The organism is Moraxella tarda, from assembly GCF_035181405.1.
Classification (GTDB): Bacteria; Pseudomonadota; Gammaproteobacteria; order Pseudomonadales; family Moraxellaceae; genus Moraxella.
Map to the genome: position 1 here is coordinate 106765 of NZ_JAYGGV010000003.1, position 22329 is coordinate 129093.

Here is a 22329-nt window from a genome sequence, read left to right on the forward strand (position 1 = left end):
TAGATTTTATTAAAATTGACTAAAATCACAGCATCAGACTGATTGGAATTAAATTGGGCAATTAGGTAATTGACTTTTTCCAATTTAATTTAATACAGCTTTAAAAAAAAGCCTAAATACACCTTGAATTAGAAGCGGAAGTGTGAGAACGCTTTGTTTGCATCTGCCATACGGTGAACATCATCACGCTTCTTAATGGCAGCACCTTTGCCTTCTGCAGCATCATTTAGCTCGCCTGCTAAACGAAGTGCCATTGATTTTTCAGAACGCTTGGCAGCAGCATCAGCCAACCAACGCATTGCTAGGGCTGTACGACGGGAGGGACGCACTTCCATAGGCACTTGGTAGGTAGCACCACCGACACGGCGAGCTTTAACCTCAACCGTTGGACGAACACTTTCTAATACTTCTTCAAAGAAAGCCACAGGATCTTCAACATTGCGTTTGGTAGCAACAGTCTCTAGTGCACCATAAACAATTTTTTCTGCAACTGATTTTTTGCCATCAACCATGACATGGTTGATGAATTTTGCGATGGTTTGGCTGCCGAATTTTGGATCTGGTAGGATTTCACGGGCAGCAACAACACGACGTCTTGGCATAATAGTTCCTTATATCTTCAGGATAATCTGGTATAAAAGCTAGCTTAACCAGCCTTACTGCGTAAATGGGCTTGACACACCAAACCCCAAGTACGCAAATGATGTCTTAGGCTTATGCCTTAGGACGCTTAGCACCGTACTTAGAACGGCCTTGCTTACGATCTTTCACGCCTGCACAGTCAAGTGCACCACGCACGGTGTGATAACGCACACCTGGTAAGTCTTTAACACGACCACCACGGATTAGCACAACGCTATGCTCTTGAAGGTTATGGCCTTCACCACCAATATAGCTAGATACTTCATAGCCAGAAGTTAGACGAACACGGCACACTTTACGCATGGCTGAGTTAGGTTTTTTTGGAGTCGTAGTATATACACGAGTACACACACCACGGCGTTGTGGGCATGCTTGTAGTGCAGGTACTTTCGACTTTTCGGTAATGGTCTTACGACCCTTACGGATAAGTTGGTTTGTGGTTGCCATTGGCAATTTCTCCCGTTATTAACAAAATGGCTAATTTTTTTATAAAAAGCCGACTATTCCCCACTTGGGGGCAATACATTATATGTGTAAAGAAAAAAAAATACAAGAGTAAAACAAAGAATTTCGTTTTACTCTTGCGGTTCTTATTGACGCCCATTTGCTCAATATTTATTTTTCATGATGAACGACTTAAGCGTTTGGTGATTGTTCGGTATGATCATTCAATAATTTTGGGTTTTCTGGACGGAAAGTCGCCATCGCAGTACCAAGCACTTCCTCAATCAACTCATGGTTGTAATACACGCCCACACCTACCGATGTGACCGGTAAAATACGCTTAAACCAGCTTGTATTAAGCTTATCAATGTCAATAAAATTTGACAAATCATCAAGCTGTTTGGCGAAAGTGTCGCCTGTGCGATATTTTAAACCTACTTTTTCAAGTTCTTGTTTTAGGCTTGAATCCTGAGCGTTGATAAAAAAAGCATTGCCAAGTGCCAGTGCTGTCAAGAGAACTTGCTTTTCTTGCAATTTGCTCAAATTGGCACCAGACAACACGCCATAGGCAAGTTTTACGCCATCTGCACCCAGCAGTGGCTTATCATAAATGAGTGCCAGCTGATAAACAGATTTTAATGACACCATAAGTAGCCAAGCGGTATCAGCGATGACACCTTTAATGCCAAACAGTCCTGACAACCCACCCATCACCGCCAAGGCACGATTTTGGTTTGCGACATCACGAGCAAATTCATCACGCTCAGCTTCACTAAGCGTTGTTAGTTTATCAAAACGAGCATCTTTACTCAGATCCTTTTCTGCCCACTTATTCGCCCAATTTGCCACTTTATCAAACACAACTTGTGAAATGCTCTGAGCATTGGCATTAGGAGCCACCTTACTTACCAAAGACTGTGCGGTAGCAAGCTTTCCACCAAATAGCTGTGAACCAATGGTTGCTACCTGCGCTCTAAACGCATCTTCACCAAAATCTTCATTATTCAAATCCACTGACGAAAAGTGCGTTTGCTTAGCATCATTCATGCCAGCAAAATATGTGCCAATTTTTGCCAAAATACCTGAATTTGACTGCAAAGCATCATCGGATTTGATGCGTTCAACATCGCCAGAAAGACTCTCCGCCTTATCTTTGGCAATTTGTGTCAATTGCTCTACTTTATCTTTAACTTCCTCGGTCAGCTGTTCAGCTTTGTTTTTTAGCTCACCAACTTTTTCTTGAGCATCAACTTTTAAGGTCTCGGTTTTTTCTTGTGCATCAGCCTTGACATGGTCAAATTTATCTTTGACATCACCGATGACATCATGAGCAACTTCTTTGGCGTTATCAATGGCGTCTTGGACTTGTTGTTTTAACTCAAATGCTTTATCTTTAGCAACATCAAGAGCATCGCCTGTCTTGTCTTTCAACTCTTCAGCTTTATCTTGAATATCACCCTTAATGATTTGTGCCTTATCTTTGGCATCTTGCAAGGCTTGCTCGGCTTTTTGCTTGACCTCATCAACAGCATCTTCACCTTTTTCCTTCAGCTCTGCCACTTTTTCTTGAGCATCCGCTTTTAACTCTTGTGCCTGATCAACCACCTCTTCTTTGATGTCCGCCACTTTTTGCTGAGTATCCAGCTTAGCTTCTTCCACCTTGTCCTTGGCGGCTTCTACTTTGTCATGGACGGTCTTTTTTACTTCATCTTTTACCTCATCAAATTTTTCTTGGGCGTCTTTTATGACTTTGTCATCAAGGTCATCGCACTGCTTGTCATCATCTTTTTTAAAAGAACCTTTTACCACCAGCACATCTTGTACCGACTTGTTGGCGATATCAACATGACCCACCACTTCCATGTCATCAGCATTTTTAACACTTTCTGCAAGCTGGTTAAGATTTTCGTTTTTTGCGTTTGACACCATCATCTCCTTTAACATTTTTTTAACATTTTTTTCAATTTCCAATAATTACATCGGACTGGCTAAGATTACCACAAAACCATCAGTTTCATCAAATAAAAAGTTAGGTAAATTGTTACCATGTCAAGCAAATATTACTAGAGTATGATACAAAATGGTGGACAAGTGAAAAATTATATAAAAACGCTTAATCTTGCATGAAAAATTGGTAAATTTTTTTAGAAAATTCTTCCATATATTAAATAATTTGTTACAATAGAGTCAAAATACAAGTGTAAACTTTTTATTGAATTGATTAAAAAAAGCAAATAAAGGAACATCTTATGAAGCGTGTTGTCATCACAGGCATGGGCATTGTCTCTAACATCGGCAACGACCTAGCTAGCGTAACCAAAAGCCTACAAACAGGTCAATCAGGCATCATTTTCAACCAAAGCTATGCTGATCACGGCTTCAAATCCTGCGTATCAGGCTCAATTGACCAAAGCCTACTTGACACCCATGCCATTGACCGCAAACTAAAACGCTTTATGTCAGATGCAAGCCTTTATGCCTATGTCTCAGCCTTATCTGCCATTGAAAATGCTGGACTGACCATAGATAGTGTTGCAAACAACACACGCATAGCTGTGGTAGCAGGCTCTGGTGGTGCCAGTACTGCTGATGTGGTGAGCAGTGTGGATAATATGAAAGAAAAAGGACTGCGTGGGGTAGGTGCGGTTGCCGTACCCAAAATCATGAGTAGCACGGTATCTGCCACATTGACTACAGGTCTAAAAATCAAAGGGGTCAGCTATTCTTTATCATCTGCATGTGCAACTTCTAGCCACTGCGTAGGTCACGCAATGGAGCTGATTCAACTTGGCAAGGCGGACATGGTGATTGCTGGGGGTGGCGAGAGTGAGCATTGGACACAGTCATGTATGTTTGATGCGATGGGGGCAATGAGCACCCAACATAACGATACACCCACCACTGCCAGCCGTCCTTATGACAAGACTCGTGATGGCTTTGTCATCGCAGGGGGTGGTGGTATGGTTATCTTGGAAAGCTTAGAATCCGCCCAAGCTCGTGGGGCAACCATACTTGCCGAAATCGTGGGCTATGGGGCAACATCAGACGGGGCAGAAATGGTTGCTCCAAGTGGAGAGGGGGCGACTCGCTGTATGCAAATCGCTCTTAACCAAGCAGGGCTGGACACTGTAGACTATATCAATTCTCATGGAACAAGTACGCCACTAGGAGACATTACCGAACTTAATGCCATTGCTGATGCATTTGGAGGTGTGGACAAAACTCCGCCCATCAGCTCAACCAAATCGATGACAGGACACAGCCTAGGGGCAGTGGGTGTACAAGAGCTGATTTATTGTGTGCTGATGATGAATCATGACTTTATCGCCCCAAGCATCAACATCACTGCGTTGGACGAAGGTGCAAAAGGCTTTGACATCGTAACAACCACTCGCCAAACCGACATCAAAACCGCCATGAGCAACAGCTTTGGCTTTGGTGGGACAAATGCAGCATTGGTGGTTAGAAAATTTGAACAGTGATATGAATGCCATAGGGGGTTAGAGTGAGGTCAGAAGTAGTGGCGGCCACACACAACCACAAATTTAATCACATCGGTGAATCTGTCATAGAAGATTGAACAGTACAAGCTCACTTTTCTCTTTTCACCTTCTACATTTTGCTTTACAATTTGCTTTTTTATCGTTATTTTAAAAATGCTTACACATCGCTTTATTACGCCACGCACACCAAGCCAGATGACCTCGCTCATCGCTATACACCGCCCCCATTGGCAGGTGTGTTTTTTAAACAACACTTGCCACCCCATCATTGGCATTTGCCCTGCGGTGTCATGGACAGCGACTTTTTCAGGCAATCTAAACATTCACAAAAACAATCGCCAAAACCAAAGTCAAACCTACCCATCAACCTACACCGATTGGCAAAATGAGCTGATTGCCTACAGCAAGAATTTTAGCACACATTCTGGTCATAGCGATTATACAAATGGCTTGATGGGTTTTATTGGCTATGATTTATCCGCCCATCATCTAAATCCCACCATCTCCATTAAGCCCAACCAACCTTGTGCCTATTTAGGACATTATGATATTTATTTAAAATTTAATAAAAATGGTTTTGACTTGGTTGGGGTAAATGACGATGACGATGACGATGACGCTTTTGCTATTTTGCTGACACACATCAAAAACGACCTTGAAGGTTTGTTAACCAAGCACCTACCAACGCCTAAACCAGCCCGCTTTACCCCAACTTGGACACAAGCAGATTATCAAATCGCTTTTGACCAAACCCAAGAATACATCAAAGCAGGCGATACTTATCAAATCAATTTGACACAAAAATGGCAGGCAGATTTGGACAATTTGGCAGTTCATCTGCCTCATTTACAAGGCACCATGAATGCTCCATTTGCTGGGTTTTTAAAAATAAATGATTTTGAAATTTTATCAGTATCGCCAGAGCTATTTTTTGAGTTTTATCAAGAAAATGGCAGTATTCATTTAATCACCAAACCCATCAAAGGCACACGCCCACGCCACAATGATGGTCAGATTGACGAGCAACTAAAAAACGAGCTGGCAAACAGCGAAAAAGACATCAGCGAAAACTTAATGATAGTAGATTTGCTCAGAAATGACTTGGGAAAATATGCCAAAATTGGTGCAGTCAAAACACCCAAACGCTTTGCGATTGAAAGCTTTAAAAATGTACATCACATGGTCAGCACCATTTGGGCAGAGCTGGACAATACACACGCCCTTGCCGTGCTTTTTGGTTCATTACCAGCAGGATCAATCACAGGTGCACCAAAAAAGCGTGCCTGCGAGATCATTCATGAGCTAGAAGTCGCACCTCGTGGGGCATATTGTGGGACCATGGGCTATATGAATTTTGATGGTACTGGCATTTGGAATGTGCTGATTCGCACTGTACAAAAATCAGATCAAGCTGAAATTTGGGCAGGTGGTGGCATCACTATCCAATCTAAATCAGATGAAGAATATCAAGAATGTATAGATAAAGTGGGGGTGATTTTGGCGTGTTTTGACAATTCAAAACCCGCCAAATCATAATAAATTTGTCAATCGGTCAAAATTCTGCTACACTCAATACCAAATTCTTTTACCCATCAAACCATGAATATTCGTGCTTTTCTTGGTGGCTCTTTTGACCCTGTTCATTCATCGCACTTATCAATGGCACTGAGTGTACACACCTCACTGATGAGCTTTGCGAATGCCAAAAACATCACCGTAAGCCTAATGCCCACCAAAGGCAATCCTTTTAAGGATAAGCCCACTACTGATGAACATCGCCTTGCCATGCTACATCTTGCCACAAAAAACACACCGATTAATATTGAACCATGCGAACTTAATCGCACACCGCCCATTTATACAATACAAACCGTACAACTACTAAAACAGCTTTACCCCACCGATAGGCTGATTTTTATTCTAGGACAAGACAGTCTATACACTCTGCCAAGTTGGAAAAATGGCAATGAAATCTTAAATCACATCAATATCTGGGCCTTTTGGCGTGGTGAGTTTCAACAAAATGGTGAATTTTCGTCATCAATCTTAACAAATTTGACCGATGATTTGAGTGAGTTTTTAACTCATGACGGCAAAATTTACCAAGACAATACGCCCATTCCACCCATGTCATCAAGCCACATTCGTCACTTAATCGCCAACAAAGATCCCGAATCTGCAAAATTTTTACCACCAGAAGTATTGGGCTACATTCACAAAAACACACTTTATGACACAACTGTGCTATAATCTTGAGTTTATCTCATTCAAATTTGACAAAAAATATGAACAATCAACACAACACCAAAAACCTAAGCCTGGATGGGCAAATACAGCTTGCCACAAATGCCCTAGACGACCTAAAAGCAAGCAACATCACCGTCATGACTGTTGAGCATTTGACCGAAGTCGCTGAACGCATCATCATCGCTAACGCAACCTCTAAACGCCATGTCAAGGCATTGGCAGATAAATTGGGTGCCAAAGCCAAAGAAGCAGGACTCATGCCATTAGGTCGTGAAGGCGACAAAGACAGCGACTGGACACTGGTGGATTTGGGTGCGGTGGTAGTGCATATCATGACACCACAAGCTCGAGAGTTTTATGATTTAGAAGGCTTGTGGTCATCGCCAGAGTCTTTACGAGCATTGGCTGTACAAAAAGAGTAATCTATTGGCTTAAAAAAGTCGCTTGATATTAATATCATTAATATCAGGTGGTTTTTTGTAACTATTCTAGTCTAAATTTTGGCAGTTTTGGCCAAATGCGTAAAATTAAATTATAATAGTGCTTTTAACATCAGAAGGCCACATGGATTTGAACCACTCACAAAAAGCACAAATCTTTGACCGCACCCATCTTTGGCATCCGTACGCCAGCCTGCCCCCAGCTTATGACAATCATTTGATTGGCCATGCTCATGGTGTACACCTGCATATGGCAGATGGTACGGCACTCATTGATGGTATGTCGTCTTGGTGGGCAAGTGTTCACGGCTATAATCACCCTACTTTAAATCAGGCCATCATAGAGCAACTTGGCAAAATGAGCCATGTCATGTTTGGCGGGCTAACACACGAACCTGCCATCAAGCTTGGCGAGAAATTGCTTGGCATCACCCCAAAAAGCCTAACCAAAATATTCTACGCCGACAGTGGTAGTGTGGCTGTGGAGGTCGCTTTAAAAATCGCACTACAATACCAATTGGCTCAAGGTCTGCCACACAAAAACACCTTTGGTAGTACACATTCTGGTTATCACGGAGACACTTGGCACGCCATGAGTGTCTGCGACCCCATCAACAGTATGCACGCCATCTACGGCAAACAACTTCCAGTACAGCACTTTTTACCATCGCCGCCGATGGGTTTTGATACACCACTAGATGACGCTACTCGCCTGAGCATGGATAGGTTTTTTGGGCGATACCATGACAAATTAGCAGGGTTTATCATTGAGCCGATTGTACAAGGAGCAGGTGGCATGAGATTCTATTCGCCTGCGTATTTGTCTCATTTGCACGCACTTTGTCAGTATTATGATGTGCTACTTATCTGTGATGAGATTGCCACAGGTTTTGGCCGAAGCGGTGAAATGTTTGCGGTAAATCATGCCAATATCTGCCCTGACATCATGACATTAGGTAAGGCTTTGACAGGTGGATATATGAGCTTTGGGGCAACCATGAGCACCGACAAAGTAGCTGATACCATTCATGACAGCGACCACGCCTATCTTATGCACGGCCCAACTTTCATGGGCAACCCACTTGCCTGTGCCACAGCCACGGCAAGCATTGAGTTAATTTGCCAAAATGACGCACCCAATATCGCCAAGAATATGCAAATTAAGCTGAATGATCATCTGCAAGTCATTCAATCATGGAGTATGATTGCCGATATTCGCACGCTTGGGGCAATCGCAGTCATTGAAATGACCAAGCCGATTAATATGCCAATTTTTCAACAGCTTCTACCTAAATATGGCATTTGGGTACGGCCTTTTGGCAAGCTGGTTTATCTCATGCCTGCCTATGTGATGAGTGATGAAGATTTGAAGAAATTGTGTGAACAGCTGATTAAACTTTTAGAAGAGTATTTTTACATCACAGAAAAATCATTCAAATGACTACTTATTTCATCACAGGCATAGACACCGACATTGGCAAGACTTATGCCACAGGTATTTTGGCTCGTCAGCTGATGGCGTATGGCAAATCGGTCATCACCCAAAAACTGATACAAACAGGGGTAACAGGCGACATCGCTGATGATATCATCACGCACCGACAGCTCATGGGCATGACACTACACACGCTTGATATCAATGGTACAAGTTGCCCCATTGTCCTTGCTAAGCCTGCCAGCCCTCATCTATCAGCACGCTTAGAAAACCGCACGCTAGACACAGACGCCATCACAGATGCCACCGCACGGCTACATGAGCACTTTGACATCGTTTTATTAGAAGGGGCGGGTGGTGTTCTGGTGCCATTGACTGACAAGCTACTGACGCTAGATTATGTTGCCAAGAAGCACTATCCTATCATCGTGGTAACATCAGCAAAGCTAGGTAGCATCAATCATACTTTGCTGACACTAGAAGCAATCAAGGCTCGTGGACTTAACTTATTTAGCGTAATATTTAACCATCATTTTGATACCGATACCGACATCAGTAGTGATACACAGCTATTTTTGCAAAAATATGTGGCAAAAAATCATTCAGGCACGCTATTTTTACGATTGGTCAATGGAAAGATTATTAGCGCTCATGAAAAGATGGCGGATTTTATGAATAAATTTTAGATTTAAATGTATAAAAAACACTCTCAATAAGGTGAATCAAATAGATTTTTATTCATCACAAACAGCACATCAATTAAATACCAAGGCCATCTTGTTTAACAATTCGGTAATACCATTCATACTGCAAGCCAAAGCCAATTTTCATCAAATTTGCCAAAATTCGCCCAGTCAAACCCCAGATAATCTCTGTCATACCATCATTGTTTACATCATAGACCCATGCAAGGGTGTGTAGCTTGGCTGTTTGGTCAGTCAATTGCCCATCAAAGACATAGTTAGTGGGGGCAGTTTTTAGCAACTCAAAGGGCAACCAAAATACTCGTGCTATCTCATCATCATTTGGCATAATCTTATCCACGGCATCAATGGGGATTGATACCACCACAGGTCGTACAAGCAGACCTTTTTTAGAAATTTGCATCGGCAGATAGCCGATGATATCCACCCCCAACCCATCAAGCCCCACCTCCTCGTACGCTTCACGCAAAGCAACATCAACAGAACTTTTGTCTACCTCATCACGCTTACCACCCACAAAGGATACCTCTCCAGCGTGACTGCTCAACCTATTTGATCGCCGTGTCAGCAGCAGCCTAGGGTTTGGCTCGTCTGTGATGGCAACCAGCACGCAAGCCTGCGGCAAAGGATTTTTCTCTAATAAATCTTCATCATGCTCCGCCGCCTGTTTACCAGTCAATCCTGTCGGTAGTTCATTATTGTTAGCATACAAGCAAATATCTAATCCCTGATAAGCATTTATCTTGACAGATAAATCATAAAAGCGGTGGTCAGTTGGTAGGCAAACAGGGGCTTTATCTATAAAATCGTTTGTTATTTTAAGCATTTTCATTTAAACTTACCCAGTCGGCATTGACATTACTTTTATTATAACACCAAAACAACACCCAGCCATGCCCTACTGCTTAGAATGTGGTCATCAGGCCACACACATCATTCCTGATGGCGACACCAAAAAACGCCTTGTTTGCCCTGACTGTGGTCATATCCACTATGAAAACCCCAAAGTGATTTGCGGGGTGCTTGCTGTACACAAAGACCGCATTCTACTATGTCGGCGTGCCATTGAGCCACGCTATGGTCATTGGACCTTGCCAGCAGGATTCATGGAGCTGGGCGAAACAATGGCACAAGGGGCTGTTCGTGAAACAGCAGAAGAGGCAGAAGGTTTGGCAGTAAACTTAAAATTATACGCCCTGTTTGACCTGCCAAATCTAGGGCAGATTCATGCCATGTATTTGGCAAATTTACAAGACGGAGCATTTGGTGTGGGGGCAGAAAGCCTAGAATGCAAGCTATTTTTTACACATGAAATAGACATGAAAAACCTTGCTTTTGAGACTGTCCGCCAAACCATTGAGAAATATTTAGCAGACAAAGCAGCATTAGAAAAGCTCGGCAAGGACAGCGGTAATTTCAATCACTATCCATTACACGAAATATGTATTTGTCGTTAATTCACCAAATAACAAAAAACCACAAATATTTTGTGGTTTTTATGGTTTATGTTTATTATCAAATAATACCTCTTGCCTTTAAGAACGCTGTCACAGTCGGCTTTCTACCCATAAATTGCTCAAATAGCACCATTGGCTCATTTGAACCACCTTGTGACAAAATCGCATCAACAAAATCCTGCCCAGTCTTACGATTGAGCAATCCTTCATTTTCAAAGCGGGTGAAACCATCGCTTGCCAGAACTTCCGACCACAAATAACCATAGTAACCAGCTGAATAGCCACCAGAAAATATATGACCAAAACTGTGTGCCATGCGTACCCAATCAGGTTCATTAAGCAAAGAGATATTTTGGCGAATATTCTCACGAATTCTTGCAATCGCATTGTCATCGCCTGATTGATATTCAAAATGCAACCTAAAGTCAAACAACCCATACTCAAGCTGACGGACGATGCTGGTTGCTGACTGATAATTTTTCGCTTCAAGCATTTTATCAATGATGTCTTTTGGCAAAGGCTTTCCTGTCTGGTGATGCTTGGAAATGATCCTAAGCGTGTCTGCATTCCATGTCCAGTTTTCAAGCAGCTGGCTTGGAAACTCCACAGCGTCCCAAGCGACACCGCTGATGCCTGATACTGCTTGTACATCAACTTGGGTCAGCATATGATGCAGGCCATGCCCAAATTCATGAAACAGTGTTTCTACATCGCCATGTAATAATAAAGCGGAATCGCCAGTACCCGCAAAATTACAAACAATCATGGACACAGGCAGTTGAATTTTTCCTTCCGCAGTTTTGTAACGCCCCATAACACCACTATGCCATGCACCACTTCGTTTGTTTTCTCTGGCAAACAAATCCAAGTAAAAAGACGCAATGTGCTTATCATCTTTAAACATCTCAAAAAACCGCACATCTGAATGGAGTATAGGCACGCCCATCTTTTCACGCACCGACACACCAAACAAACGCTTAACAATCTCAAACATTCCAGACAATACATGATTGACAGGAAAATAAGCTCTTAGTGCTTCTTTGTCAATGCTGTAACGCTCTTGTTTCAACTTTTCGGACACATAAGCAAAATCCCAAGGCATGAGTTCATCAGATTCTGCCAAAATTCCTTTTTGCTTACCATAAGTTTTAAGCTCTTGAATTTCTATTTGAGATTTTTTATGGGTTTTTGTCAGCAAATCATTTAAAAAATCAAGCACCTGTGCTGGGCTTTGCGCCATCTTTGTGGCAAGTGAATACTCAGCATGCGATGCAAAACCAAGTAATTTTGCACGCTCCAATCGGAGCTCCACCAGCTCGTTCATGATGGGTGTATTATCCCATTTTCCAGCATTAGGTCCTTGATCCGAGGCACGAGTACGAAATGCTTCAAACATTTGATGTCGCAATTGACGGTCATCGGCATAAGTTACGATAGCAGCATAACTTGGATAATCCAAACCAAAACGGTAGCCCAGCTTACCTTGTGATTCTGCTGACTTTTTAGCATTCGCCAACGCCGTTTCACCCAGCCCTGCCAGCTTTTCTTTGTCATCAATGAGCATTTCAAAACCCATCTCTGAGTCAAGCACATTGTTGCTAAATTGAGTAGACAGCTCAGACAGCCTCGCAGACACCTCAGCATAACGCTTGGCTTTAGCCCCCTCTAAGGTTACGCCTGACAATCTAAAATCAAGCAAGGCGTTATCAATCGCTTTTTTTTGGGCTTGCGAAAACCGAGCATACTCCCCGCTCTGCTTAAGCTTATTAAAAGCATCATAAAGCGGTCGATACATACCAAACCATGTATCAAATTCTATTAAAGATTTTTGTGCATCGTCATAGACCGCTCTTAGCTCATCAGAATTTTTCAAAGAGTGAAGCTGATTGACCACTGACCATACACGCTCAATCTTATTTTGAGCGTCTTCTAAGGGTGCATAAAAATTCTGCCAAGTGATGTCTTCTTGTGCAGTTATTGCTTTGACAACATCGGTGTTATATTTGATGACATGAGTTATGGCAGGTTTGATATGCTCAGGCTTGATGACAAAAAAGTTAGGCAAGCTTGCAAAATCCAGCAAAGGATTCTTTTGCAATTCCTCACTTAGTGTCAATGGTAAAGAGCTGGCCATGCCAAATTTTGGCAAACTGATGGCAAGCACACCACCAAGCCCATATTGCAAAAAACCTCGACGCTTCATAAAATCTCCTTATTTGTTTATATTTCATCTAATAACTTTGATGATATTTAAACTCGCTCAAAGCAGTGATTAGCCTATGCAAAACCCATCAATAAGTCAAGATTTTCTTATGAAAAGTTTACAAAAAATTTTTCATCTTCAATCTATAAAATCCACCAACCAAAAACCCCCACCATCAAGGCAGGGGTTTTTGGTTTTAGATTCGTGCTTTGGCACTATTGTTAAAGATTAGCCTTTAACATTGGCAACAACACCAGCACCTACGGTACGGCCGCCTTCACGGATAGCGAAGCGTAGACCTTTGTCCATGGCGATTGGGTGGATAAGCTCAACGCTCATCTCAACATTGTCACCAGGCATAACCATTTCAGTACCTTCTTGTAGAGTGATGGCACCAGTTACGTCGGTAGTACGGAAGTAGAACTGTGGGCGATAGCCGTTTAGGAATGGCGTATGACGACCACCTTCTTCTTTTGATAGTACATATACTTCTGCATCAAACTTGGTGTGCGGGGTGATTGAACCTGGCTTAGCAAGTACTTGACCACGCTGAACCTCTTCACGCTTAGTACCACGAAGAAGAACACCACAGTTCTCACCTGCACGACCTTCGTCTAGTAGCTTACGGAACATCTCAACACCAGTACAGGTGGTTTTGGCAGTGTCTTTGATACCAACGATTTCAACTTCATCACCAACTTTGATGATACCAGACTCAACACGACCAGTTACTACAGTACCACGACCTGAGATTGAGAATACATCTTCAATTGGCATTAGGAATGGACGGTCAATGTCACGCTCTGGCTCTGGAATGTAGCTGTCTAGAGTGTCTAGTAGTTCAAGAATGGCTTGCTCACCATATTGACCTGCATCACCGTTTAGACCCAAAAGTGCAGAACCTTTGATGATTGGTGTATCGTCACCTGGGAAGTCATAGTCAGATAGAAGCTCACGCACTTCCATTTCAACAAGTTCAAGAAGTTCTTCGTCATCTACTAGGTCACACTTGTTCATAAATACCATGATGTATGGTACACCAACCTGACGAGACAGTAGGATGTGCTCACGAGTTTGTGGCATTGGACCATCAGTTGCTGCAACAACCAAAATGGCACCGTCCATCTGTGCTGCACCAGTGATCATGTTTTTAACATAGTCAGCATGGCCTGGGCAGTCTACGTGTGCGTAGTGACGAGCTTGTGTGTCATACTCAATGTGAGAAGTGTTAATGGTAATACCACGCGCTTTTTCTTCAGGTGCTGAGTCAATAGCAGCATAGTCTTTTGCTTCACCACCGTGATGCTTAGCAGCAACAGTAGCGATAGCAGCTGTTAGAGTAGTTTTACCGTGGTCAACGTGACCGATGGTACCAACGTTGACATGGGGTTTGTTGCGTTCGAACTTGGCTTTGGCCATGGGTATGTCCTCTTGTTGTGAAGCCCAGACCCTAATGGGTAGGCTAGTTGTTGTCAAAATAACTCATGAAAAATGATAAAATTTTTCATATATTGCCAATTATACCACAAAAATCTGGTTTTGATACAACCCTATTTATGTGTTTTTCTTAACATTTTACTAAGTTTTTCAAAAAACTCACAAATTATTAACAATGTCAGACTCGTGAATATAGCATAAATATGAATGACATACACGGTATTGGTCAAAAACCCTTGAAATACTCATTTCAAGGGTTTTTTGTATGGAGCTCTTATCGAGAATTGAACTCGAGACCTCTCCCTTACCAAGGGAGTGCTCTACCGCTGAGCTATAAGAGCAAAATTTTAATAATGGAGCGGGTGGCGGGAATCGAACCCGCACCATCAGCTTGGAAGGCTGAGGTTCTACCACTAAACTACACCCGCAGGGTAGTAAATATAAGGCAGGAATAATGGTGGTGGGGGAAGGATTCGAACCTTCGAAGCTTTCGCGACAGAGTTACAGTCTGTTGGGTTTGACCGCTCCCCAACCCCACCAAGATGGTACAGATAATTTTATTATAAAGATATCTGAATAAGTTTTTTTAGGATTGGTGCCGGCTGCCGGAATCGAACTGGCGACCTACTGATTACAAGTCAGTTGCTCTACCAACTGAGCTAAGCCGGCGGTACTTCCTAAGTGGTGCGTATAATAACATATTTTTGATATTGTGCAAGATTTTTTTTTATTTTTTTAAAATAATTTTTTTAAGTTATTGTTTTTATTATTATTTTAAAATAATAATATTTTGATTTAAAAATAACCAGCAGGCACGGTCCACTCATCGGCATTCCACACTCAGACCACCTGCATCTTACCTTAATCGTGGTTTTTATTCATTGAGATTAGCATTAGCTTAAATTCTACTGCAAAATCAACATCAATAATTCACAGCATTAAATCAATCAAATGTAGTGGCGGGCTCAATTTCAATCAAAATAAGATAGTAATTTTAATATCTTATCCAAAACAGTTTCAAAGATTACTGGCTGGCGAATTTAAAAGAGTATGATTTAAAGTGATCGTAAAGCGATAAAATCTAAATACCCTCTTGATATAATAAACAAAAAAGCGACATTGTCGCTTTTTTGTTGTGGTTAATATCGTATATTTAGCATTAAAAATTCTGTACGATGCTAGCAAATCCCATAACATCTGGTTTGTTTTTACCCAATTGCTTGGTCGCATGGGCACCCACTTGCAGTGCTGTGTGTTCAAATTGACCGTTAATGGCTAAATGATAATTAACAGCATACTCTTTATTGGCATCAACAACAGTATTAAAGCCCTTGCTGTACTGCTGAATCGATGTCAATGACGCATTGATGGCTTGTTTATCATTGATGAATTCATGCCCATAGCTAACCCCACCCACCATAGAGACAGCTGGGCTAATGGCATAACCAACATCAACACCCACCTCACCTTGTAGCGATTTGCGTTCTTGCTCGCCAAACCTCATGGCAGTAGACAAATTAGGCTTACTTTCGGTTAATGTGTGAATTTTTAATTTTTGAGCGTTGGCACCAATATGTGGACGAATTGTGGCCTGACCAACATCAACACCATAACCAATTTTTACGCCACCATGAAGGCGTCTGCCAGATGTATCAGCTGTATGAGCACGAAATTCACCTTCCCAATCAATGCGGCGATTTGTGCTGATGGACAGTTTGTCAACGCCAACATTGGCGTTTAAAGACAAATTGCCAAAATTGTGGCGATGATACAACGCAATGCCAGTAATACCAACATCTGAATCCATATTATTGCTTAGTTTATAAGCATATTTTTGACGATTCAGATAAGTACCTGTATGACTATTTTCGCCAGCAAAATCAAGACCAACATTTACCGAATGTTTGTTATTAGAACTGGTAGAGACATCTGCCCAAATACCACTTGTCTTTTTGCTAAATTGGTCAATTTGACGATTTAAATGACGGTCATTAACACCAGCTGAGCTTAGGATTTTTTGAGGCAATTGACCTACTGTGGCAGGCGTATCAATGATAGAACGGTAATATTGGGCTAAGATGCGATGCGTACGCCCTGCTGGGTGAATATCATCAGCAAAAACATAAGTTTCGTTTGCAGTTGGCGTTTTCCAAAAGTCTTTTTTGCATTGTGTTGATAGTGGCAAAAGAGATGATACATCTTTACAAGCATAATCATTGGCATTTTGAAAACCAAAGGCTTCTTTATGTGCAACGGTTTCTTGCAATAAGGCAAATGTATTAGCAGGGACGACATTCGCTTGGCTTTTATTTAGGCCTGTAAATAGCATATTGTTGTACAATGTGGCAGCCCTGGTCGACTTCATCGAGCTCTCTGAGTCTTTGAGCATTCTTGGCGTTAGGCCCACATCAGGCAAGTTTGGTACCAAAATGGTGCTCGCACCTGCATCATGTAAGCGATTGATAGATGAAATTTCAGATGTTGCCGCCTCTGTTAAAATGGCAACAGCCTGTTTTATATCCCTTTGATTACCGGCCTCTATCAAATCATTTGCACCAATCCATACTGTGTATAAAGCCTTAGGGTCGGCCTTATTATTAGCTTGCAGATGGTTATTTATTTGCTTTTCAACCGATGGAACAGTAAACAACACAAAATTCGCATCTTTCTTAGCCTTGGCACCACCAAAGGCATAATTGGTACCTTTTAAGGTCTCATTGTCATTGGGGTCTGCGGTATGCCCATAAGATGATGCCAACACGCCCGCCCAGGTCGTATCTGGATTGGTGATAAAAGATGGCTGAGCCTCGCCAAGTATAGGGGCTTTATCAGCTATCGTCTTAGCAAATGCTCCTGTATCTGACAAGCTATCACCAAATGTTATCAATTGGCTATAAGTTGCAGCGTGTGTAAAAGAAGCGTACAAAGCCAATGACAAGGTCAAAGCAAGCGGAGAGTATTTGGTCAATAACGATTGTTTCATGTGCAAATCCTTTTAAAATTAGACTTATAATTCTATAGGCATTCTGATAGCAATACAAGTGTTTTTTTAGCCGCTGGCAAAAATTTATGGCCGATATCATTGATAAAAAAAACCTTCTTAGCCTCAGCCAACCCAATTTGATTGACTTAATTTAGCCTGACCAAATAGAAGTCTGTTATCAATCGATGCCCACCGTCAAATTCAAAGCCAAGAGTTTGTCATATCAAGTTAAACTTCCAGCCCCTCGCACGCCATCTCCACCGCCTTAACAATAGCAAGGGCTTTTTTGTTGGTCTCGTCCCACTCTGCCACAGGATCGGAGTCTGCCACCACACCTGCCCCCGCTTGAATGTGTACCTGCCCATCTTTAAGGACCGCTGTGCGAATGGCAATTGCCGTATCCATATTACCAGCCCAACCCAGATAACCAACCGCCCCACCAAACACGCTGCGACGGACAGGCTCAACCTCATCAATAATCTGCATGGCTCGAATTTTAGGAGCACCCGACAATGTCCCTGCTGGGAAAGTCGCACAAAAAACATCAAGTGCATCTTTATCCGCCGATACCACACCCTCAACATTGCTGGCAATGTGCATCACCTGAGAATAGCGTTCAATAAACATTTTGTCGGTAACTCGCACCGTGCCAATGTCACATACCTTGCCGATGTCATTACGCCCCAAGTCAATCAGCATCAAATGCTCAGCGATTTCTTTGGTGTCAGCAAGTAGCTCTGTTTCTAGTGCCAAATCCTCGGCCGAATCTACGCCACGCCGTCTTGTACCTGCAAGCGGTCGTACTGTTACTTTGCGTTCATCGCCCACCGTCTCAATGCGTGAGAGAATTTCAGGAGATGCACCAACGATGTGAAATGGCTCATCATCTAAAAGCTCGCCTTGAATGAGAAAAAGATATGGAGATGGGTTTAAATATCGCAATGCACGATATACCGCCAATGAATCACCCTCAAACTCCCCACTCAAACGCTGAGCAGGGACGACTTGCATGACATCGCCCGCCCTGATGTATTCTTTGATGCGATTAACATCGTTGCAAAATTTATTTTGCCCTGTTTGTGAAACAAAATGAGGCAGAGCCTGTTTTTTTACAATCAAATCAGGCTTATGATTGAGCAGGCTTTCAATGATTTCTAAGTTTTTCAATGCTTTTTTAAAGCCATCTTTTACATTTGTATTGGCATAAACCACAATGGATAAAGTATTTTGTAAATTATCAAAAACCACCACTTGATCAGATAAGGTGAGCCACATATCAGGCAATGCCAAAGGGTTGGGGGAATTAGAATCGCCCACACTTGGCTCAATAACTCTTATCATGTCATAGCCAAAATAACCCACCAGACCACCACTAAATGCAGGCAAATCGGGCAATTCTTTATTTGTTGGCGTTTTATAATTTGCCATAAATTGCCGAATAAAATCAAAAGGATTTTGTTCGCTTTGTGTCATGGTGTCGCTGTGCTTATCTTTTAACAAAACTTTGCCATCGTGATAGCTGATGCTGATGTCCGAACCTAGCCCAATCATCGAATATCTTGCCCAACGCTCACCCCCCACCACTGATTCAAACAAATAAGCAGACGAAAAAAATTTACGCAAATTAGCAAATACCGAGACAGGGGTGGCGTCGTCCATTAGGCGTTTTTTGATGAGCGGGATATGCGTATACCCTTGTTCAGCAAGGACATTAAACTCTTTTAAGGTTATCATGGTTCTTCCTAATTTGTCATAAAACCGACCAAGTGGCATTAATTGGCCGATCATCGTATTTTATCACAACTGCTTTCACATGATAATACGATAAGACATAAACAACTTAAATTAAAATCATGACTATGTAGCCAGCCAACTTTACTCAAGCACTAAGCCTTACCGCATCATCAATGAGCCTTATCCCAACTGTCTCCTATGCCGATCTCCACCAAAAGTGGTACAGCAAAATCAACATTCCAGCCCAACTCTTTGGCAGTATGAGTAAGAACATTTTGCATTGCCGTTTTGATCATCTTGCCAATCTCTTCTGCTTTATCATCATCTACTTCAAAAACAAGTTCATCATGCACTTGCAATAATAATTTGGCATGGTCTTTTGGCAAAACTTTGTCCACTGCCATCATCGCAAGTTTAATGATCTCAGCCGCCGAACCTTGTAAAGGTGCGTTAATGCTTGCTCTTTGAGCCCCCTGCCTTATCATGGCATTGCTGGCATTAATATCAGGAGTATAAAGCTTACGACCCAATATGGTAGTAACACAACCTGCTGTTTTTGCTTGATTTTTGGTATCTTCCATATAATCATTAATCGCAGGGTAGCGAGCAAAATACCGTTTGATATAATCTTTGGCAACATCATTACTCACGCCCAACTGTTTGGCAAGTCCAAACACGCCCATACCGTATAACAACCCAAAGTTTACCGCCTTAGCTGAGCGTCTCTCGCTGGGCGTTACTTCTGATAAGTCTTTGCCCATAATCTCGGCAGCAGTAGCAGTATGAATGTCTAGATTTTGCTTAAAAGCACTGATTAGGCCTTCATCACCGCTAAAATGAGCCATAAGTCGTAGCTCAATCTGCGAATAGTCCGCTGCCAATATCACACGCCCTTTTGGAGCAATAAAAGCCTCACGAATGAGCCTACCTGTGTCGGTACGAATGGGGATATTTTGCAAGTTCGGATCGCTCGATGACAATCGCCCTGTACTTGTTAATGCCTGATGATAGCTTGTGTGCACCCGCCCATCTTTGTCCGCTGCCTTTGCCAATGCGTCTGTGTAGGTGCTTTTAAGCTTAGATAAGCTACGATGTTCTAGCACAACCTCTACAAGTGGATGCTCAATCTTGGCAAGCACGGCTTCTGAAGTGGAGTACTGCCCTGTTTTGGTCTTTTTTCCACCTTTAACGCCAAGTTTTTCAAATAAAATCTCGCCCAACTGTTTGGGGCTGGCGACATTAAATGACTCTCCTGCTAGGGTGAATGCTTGATTTTCAAGCAGGCTGATTTGATTGTCAAAAGCAAGTGATAATTGGCTCAAAAATTCGGTCTTAATTAAAATGCCATCATGCTCCATTTGTGTGAGTATTTGAGCAGTTGGTAGCTCTAATTTATCCAATAAATGCTTGGCGTTATGATCATTTTTTAAATACTCATCAAATACGCTAAATAGGCGATAAGTAATGTCCGCATCTTCACAAGCATAATGGCCTGCCGTTTTTATGTCCACTTTATCAAAGGTAATTTGTTTGGCACCTTTGCCTGCCACCTCTTCAAAAGTGGTGGTTTTAACACCCAAATAGTGCTCTGCCAAACTGTCCATATTGTGCCGAGTGGCGACTGAATTGATGACATAGCTGGCCAACATCGTATCCATGTGCCAATTGACCAAATTAATGCCATAATTTTTAAAAATATGTGCATCGTATTTAATGTGCTGACCAATTTTGCCAATGCTCACATCTTCTAAAATGGGTTTGAACTCATTTAGAACAAAATCCCTATCAAGCTGATTTTCTAATAAAATATCAAAATCGCCCGTATGTCCCACAGGAATATAATAAGCTTCGTAATTGGCAGTGGCAACACTTATACCAACCAGCTCTGCTTTTTGCCAATTGATATCAGTGGTTTCAGTATCAATGGCAAAATAAGAAACGGCTTTTAATTGGTGAATGAGTGCCAAAAAATCAGCCTTATTATCAATCATCTTATAAGTGGCTTGTTTAAGTGGCAAGGTTTTGACAGTCAGCTCATGATTGACATCATCATTTATAGGATCTGATGGGTTTGTATTGTCATCTTCAAACAAACCACTCGTCGTGGGCGAATCAGCAACGCTCAGCAAAGCTTTTTGTTCTGCCATTTCTTTTTTAAATTCTAATTGCTCAAATAAAGGATAGAGCTTTTGAGCTCGTTGGGTCTGGATTTGTTTGCTGTTATTTAATCTGATGTCATCAAACGACACAGATAAATCAAGATTGGTGACAATAGTTGCCAGCGTACGATTTAAAGGAATGGTGTTGGCATATTCAGACAAATTTTTACCTACCATGCCTTTGATTTGTGATAAATTGGCCAAAATGCCCTCAATATCGCCGTATTCATTTAACAATTTGCTGGCTGTTTTTTGCCCAACCTTAGGAATGCCTGCGATGCCATCAGACGCATCACCCATGAGTGTAAGATAATCAGCGATTTGAGTATTTGCCACACCAAATTTTTCTATCACGCCCGCCGTGTCAGTTACTTTATCTTTAAAGCTGTCTTCCAAAATGACACACTCATTGACAAGCTGTGCCATGTCCTTATCGCCTGTGGATATGACCACAGGATAGCCATGAACACAAGCGGTATGGGCAAGTGTACCGATGATGTCATCGGCTTCGTAGCCATCAATTTTGATCAGTGGTATGCCCAAGCTTTCAATCATCTGATGAATATAAGGAATTTGTACTCGTAAATCTTCATCCATTGGCGGACGATGAGCCTTATAAGCATCTGACAGCACATGGCGAAAAGTAGGAGCTTTGGTATCAAAAGCAACCGCCATGTGCGTAGGTTCATACTTCTTAATCAGCTTATTTAACGCATTTAGTACACCACGAATGGCATTGGTGGGCAATCCGTCTTTGTTGGCGAGTGGTGGCAACCCATGAAAACAACGAAACAAATAATACGAGCCATCCACAAGTATGACTGGCGGTTTATCTTTATCAATTAAAGTTGTATCAAAGGTGGCAAGATTGGGAATGGTGGTGTAATCGGTTAGGTTGGTCATGATATCTGCATTGGTTTTTTTAAATTGAATCTATTATA

16 protein-coding genes and 4 tRNA genes are annotated in these 22329 nt (G+C 42.0%); 7 read left to right on the forward strand and 13 right to left on the reverse strand.

From position 1 onward, the window contains the following. Positions 1 to 128: 128 nt before the first annotated feature. The 3 genes from rpsG to U9670_RS04920 form a co-directional block, all read right to left on the reverse strand. The gene (rpsG, locus tag U9670_RS04910) at positions 129 to 602 is read right to left on the reverse strand and encodes a 30S ribosomal protein S7 (protein WP_323841184.1); all 474 of its coding nucleotides are present in this window, start codon (positions 600 to 602) and stop codon (positions 129 to 131) included. A 112-nt stretch (positions 603 to 714) separates the two neighbouring features. After that, positions 715 to 1089 carry a 30S ribosomal protein S12 gene (rpsL, locus tag U9670_RS04915; RefSeq protein ID WP_029102685.1) on the reverse strand — a complete coding sequence of 125 codons (375 nt, stop codon included), beginning with the start codon at positions 1087 to 1089 and terminating at the stop codon, positions 715 to 717. A 189-nt stretch (positions 1090 to 1278) separates the two neighbouring features. Next, positions 1279 to 3012 carry an EcsC family protein gene (locus tag U9670_RS04920; protein ID WP_323841183.1) on the reverse strand — a complete coding sequence of 578 codons (1734 nt, stop codon included), beginning with the start codon at positions 3010 to 3012 and terminating at the stop codon, positions 1279 to 1281. 323 nt (positions 3013 to 3335) lie between these two features. Between U9670_RS04920 and U9670_RS04925 the strand changes: the two genes are divergently transcribed. The 6 genes from U9670_RS04925 to bioD all read left to right on the forward strand — a co-directional run bounded on the left by U9670_RS04925 (position 3336) and on the right by bioD (position 9397). After that, the gene (locus U9670_RS04925) at positions 3336 to 4568 is read left to right on the forward strand and encodes a beta-ketoacyl-ACP synthase II (RefSeq protein WP_323841182.1); all 1233 of its coding nucleotides are present in this window, start codon (positions 3336 to 3338) and stop codon (positions 4566 to 4568) included. Positions 4569 to 4742: 174 nt separating this feature from the next. Then, the gene (locus tag U9670_RS04930) at positions 4743 to 6125 is read left to right on the forward strand and encodes an anthranilate synthase component I family protein (protein ID WP_323841181.1); all 1383 of its coding nucleotides are present in this window, start codon (positions 4743 to 4745) and stop codon (positions 6123 to 6125) included. Positions 6126 to 6188: 63 nt separating this feature from the next. After that, a complete protein-coding gene (gene nadD / locus U9670_RS04935) occupies positions 6189 to 6839 on the forward strand; it encodes a nicotinate (nicotinamide) nucleotide adenylyltransferase (RefSeq protein WP_323841180.1) in 651 nt (216 codons plus the stop codon). A gap of 35 nt (positions 6840 to 6874) precedes the next feature. Further along, a complete protein-coding gene (gene rsfS, locus U9670_RS04940) occupies positions 6875 to 7258 on the forward strand; it encodes a ribosome silencing factor (RefSeq protein WP_323841179.1) in 384 nt (127 codons plus the stop codon). 142 nt (positions 7259 to 7400) lie between these two features. Then, complete coding sequence (gene bioA / locus U9670_RS04945; protein WP_323841178.1) at positions 7401 to 8717, forward strand: adenosylmethionine--8-amino-7-oxononanoate transaminase; 1317 nt, start codon at positions 7401 to 7403, stop codon at positions 8715 to 8717. Then, positions 8714 to 9397: a dethiobiotin synthase gene (gene bioD / locus U9670_RS04950; protein ID WP_323841177.1), complete on the forward strand. Its 684-nt coding sequence runs from the start codon at positions 8714 to 8716 to the stop codon at positions 9395 to 9397. The genes bioA and bioD overlap by 4 nt, the downstream gene beginning before the upstream one ends. Positions 9398 to 9470: 73 nt before the next feature. Here the strand turns inward: bioD and U9670_RS04955 are convergent, their stop codons facing one another. Beyond that, positions 9471 to 10247 carry an NUDIX hydrolase gene (locus U9670_RS04955; protein ID WP_323841176.1) on the reverse strand — a complete coding sequence of 259 codons (777 nt, stop codon included), beginning with the start codon at positions 10245 to 10247 and terminating at the stop codon, positions 9471 to 9473. A 61-nt stretch (positions 10248 to 10308) separates the two neighbouring features. Between U9670_RS04955 and U9670_RS04960 the strand changes: the two genes are divergently transcribed. Next, the gene (locus U9670_RS04960; RefSeq protein ID WP_323841175.1) at positions 10309 to 10872 is read left to right on the forward strand and encodes an NUDIX hydrolase; all 564 of its coding nucleotides are present in this window, start codon (positions 10309 to 10311) and stop codon (positions 10870 to 10872) included. A gap of 58 nt (positions 10873 to 10930) precedes the next feature. Here the strand turns inward: U9670_RS04960 and U9670_RS04965 are convergent, their stop codons facing one another. The 9 genes from U9670_RS04965 to polA all read right to left on the reverse strand — a co-directional run bounded on the left by U9670_RS04965 (position 10931) and on the right by polA (position 22291). Continuing rightward, positions 10931 to 13075 carry a M3 family metallopeptidase gene (locus U9670_RS04965; protein WP_323841174.1) on the reverse strand — a complete coding sequence of 715 codons (2145 nt, stop codon included), beginning with the start codon at positions 13073 to 13075 and terminating at the stop codon, positions 10931 to 10933. A 228-nt stretch (positions 13076 to 13303) separates the two neighbouring features. Further along, positions 13304 to 14494, reverse strand: coding sequence for an elongation factor Tu (tuf, locus tag U9670_RS04970; protein ID WP_323841173.1), 1191 nt, complete (start codon positions 14492 to 14494; stop codon positions 13304 to 13306). Positions 14495 to 14778: 284 nt separating this feature from the next. Next, a tRNA-Thr gene (locus tag U9670_RS04975) sits at positions 14779 to 14853 on the reverse strand. Between the two features lie 13 nt (positions 14854 to 14866). Then, positions 14867 to 14940: transfer RNA gene (locus U9670_RS04980), tRNA-Gly, on the reverse strand. A gap of 27 nt (positions 14941 to 14967) precedes the next feature. Beyond that, positions 14968 to 15051 (reverse strand) — tRNA-Tyr (locus tag U9670_RS04985). A gap of 54 nt (positions 15052 to 15105) precedes the next feature. Beyond that, positions 15106 to 15181 (reverse strand) — tRNA-Thr (locus U9670_RS04990). A 490-nt stretch (positions 15182 to 15671) separates the two neighbouring features. Continuing rightward, positions 15672 to 17495, reverse strand: coding sequence for an autotransporter domain-containing protein (locus U9670_RS04995; protein ID WP_323841172.1), 1824 nt, complete (start codon positions 17493 to 17495; stop codon positions 15672 to 15674). A 228-nt stretch (positions 17496 to 17723) separates the two neighbouring features. Beyond that, positions 17724 to 19229 (reverse strand): anthranilate synthase component I family protein, encoded by a 1506-nt coding sequence (locus U9670_RS05000; protein WP_323841171.1) that lies wholly within the window; start codon positions 19227 to 19229, stop codon positions 17724 to 17726. Between the two features lie 170 nt (positions 19230 to 19399). Next, the gene (gene polA / locus U9670_RS05005) at positions 19400 to 22291 is read right to left on the reverse strand and encodes a DNA polymerase I (RefSeq protein ID WP_323841170.1); all 2892 of its coding nucleotides are present in this window, start codon (positions 22289 to 22291) and stop codon (positions 19400 to 19402) included. Positions 22292 to 22329: the final 38 nt, after the last annotated feature.

Coding starts and splice junctions, on each gene's coding strand:
- rpsG (WP_323841184.1), bottom strand. CDS start 602: ATGCCAAGACGTCGTGTTGTTGCTGCCCGTGAAATCCTACCAGATCCA.
- rpsL (WP_029102685.1), bottom strand. CDS start 1,089: ATGGCAACCACAAACCAACTTATCCGTAAGGGTCGTAAGACCATTACC.
- U9670_RS04925 (WP_323841182.1), top strand. CDS start 3,336: ATGAAGCGTGTTGTCATCACAGGCATGGGCATTGTCTCTAACATCGGC.
- U9670_RS04930 (WP_323841181.1), top strand. CDS start 4,743: ATGCTTACACATCGCTTTATTACGCCACGCACACCAAGCCAGATGACC.
- nadD (WP_323841180.1), top strand. CDS start 6,189: ATGAATATTCGTGCTTTTCTTGGTGGCTCTTTTGACCCTGTTCATTCA.
- rsfS (WP_323841179.1), top strand. CDS start 6,875: ATGAACAATCAACACAACACCAAAAACCTAAGCCTGGATGGGCAAATA.
- bioA (WP_323841178.1), top strand. CDS start 7,401: ATGGATTTGAACCACTCACAAAAAGCACAAATCTTTGACCGCACCCAT.
- bioD (WP_323841177.1), top strand. CDS start 8,714: ATGACTACTTATTTCATCACAGGCATAGACACCGACATTGGCAAGACT.
- U9670_RS04955 (WP_323841176.1), bottom strand. CDS start 10,247: ATGAAAATGCTTAAAATAACAAACGATTTTATAGATAAAGCCCCTGTT.
- U9670_RS04960 (WP_323841175.1), top strand. CDS start 10,309: ATGCCCTACTGCTTAGAATGTGGTCATCAGGCCACACACATCATTCCT.
- U9670_RS04965 (WP_323841174.1), bottom strand. CDS start 13,075: ATGAAGCGTCGAGGTTTTTTGCAATATGGGCTTGGTGGTGTGCTTGCC.
- tuf (WP_323841173.1), bottom strand. CDS start 14,494: ATGGCCAAAGCCAAGTTCGAACGCAACAAACCCCATGTCAACGTTGGT.
- U9670_RS04995 (WP_323841172.1), bottom strand. CDS start 17,495: ATGAAACAATCGTTATTGACCAAATACTCTCCGCTTGCTTTGACCTTG.
- U9670_RS05000 (WP_323841171.1), bottom strand. CDS start 19,229: ATGATAACCTTAAAAGAGTTTAATGTCCTTGCTGAACAAGGGTATACG.
- polA (WP_323841170.1), bottom strand. CDS start 22,291: ATGACCAACCTAACCGATTACACCACCATTCCCAATCTTGCCACCTTT.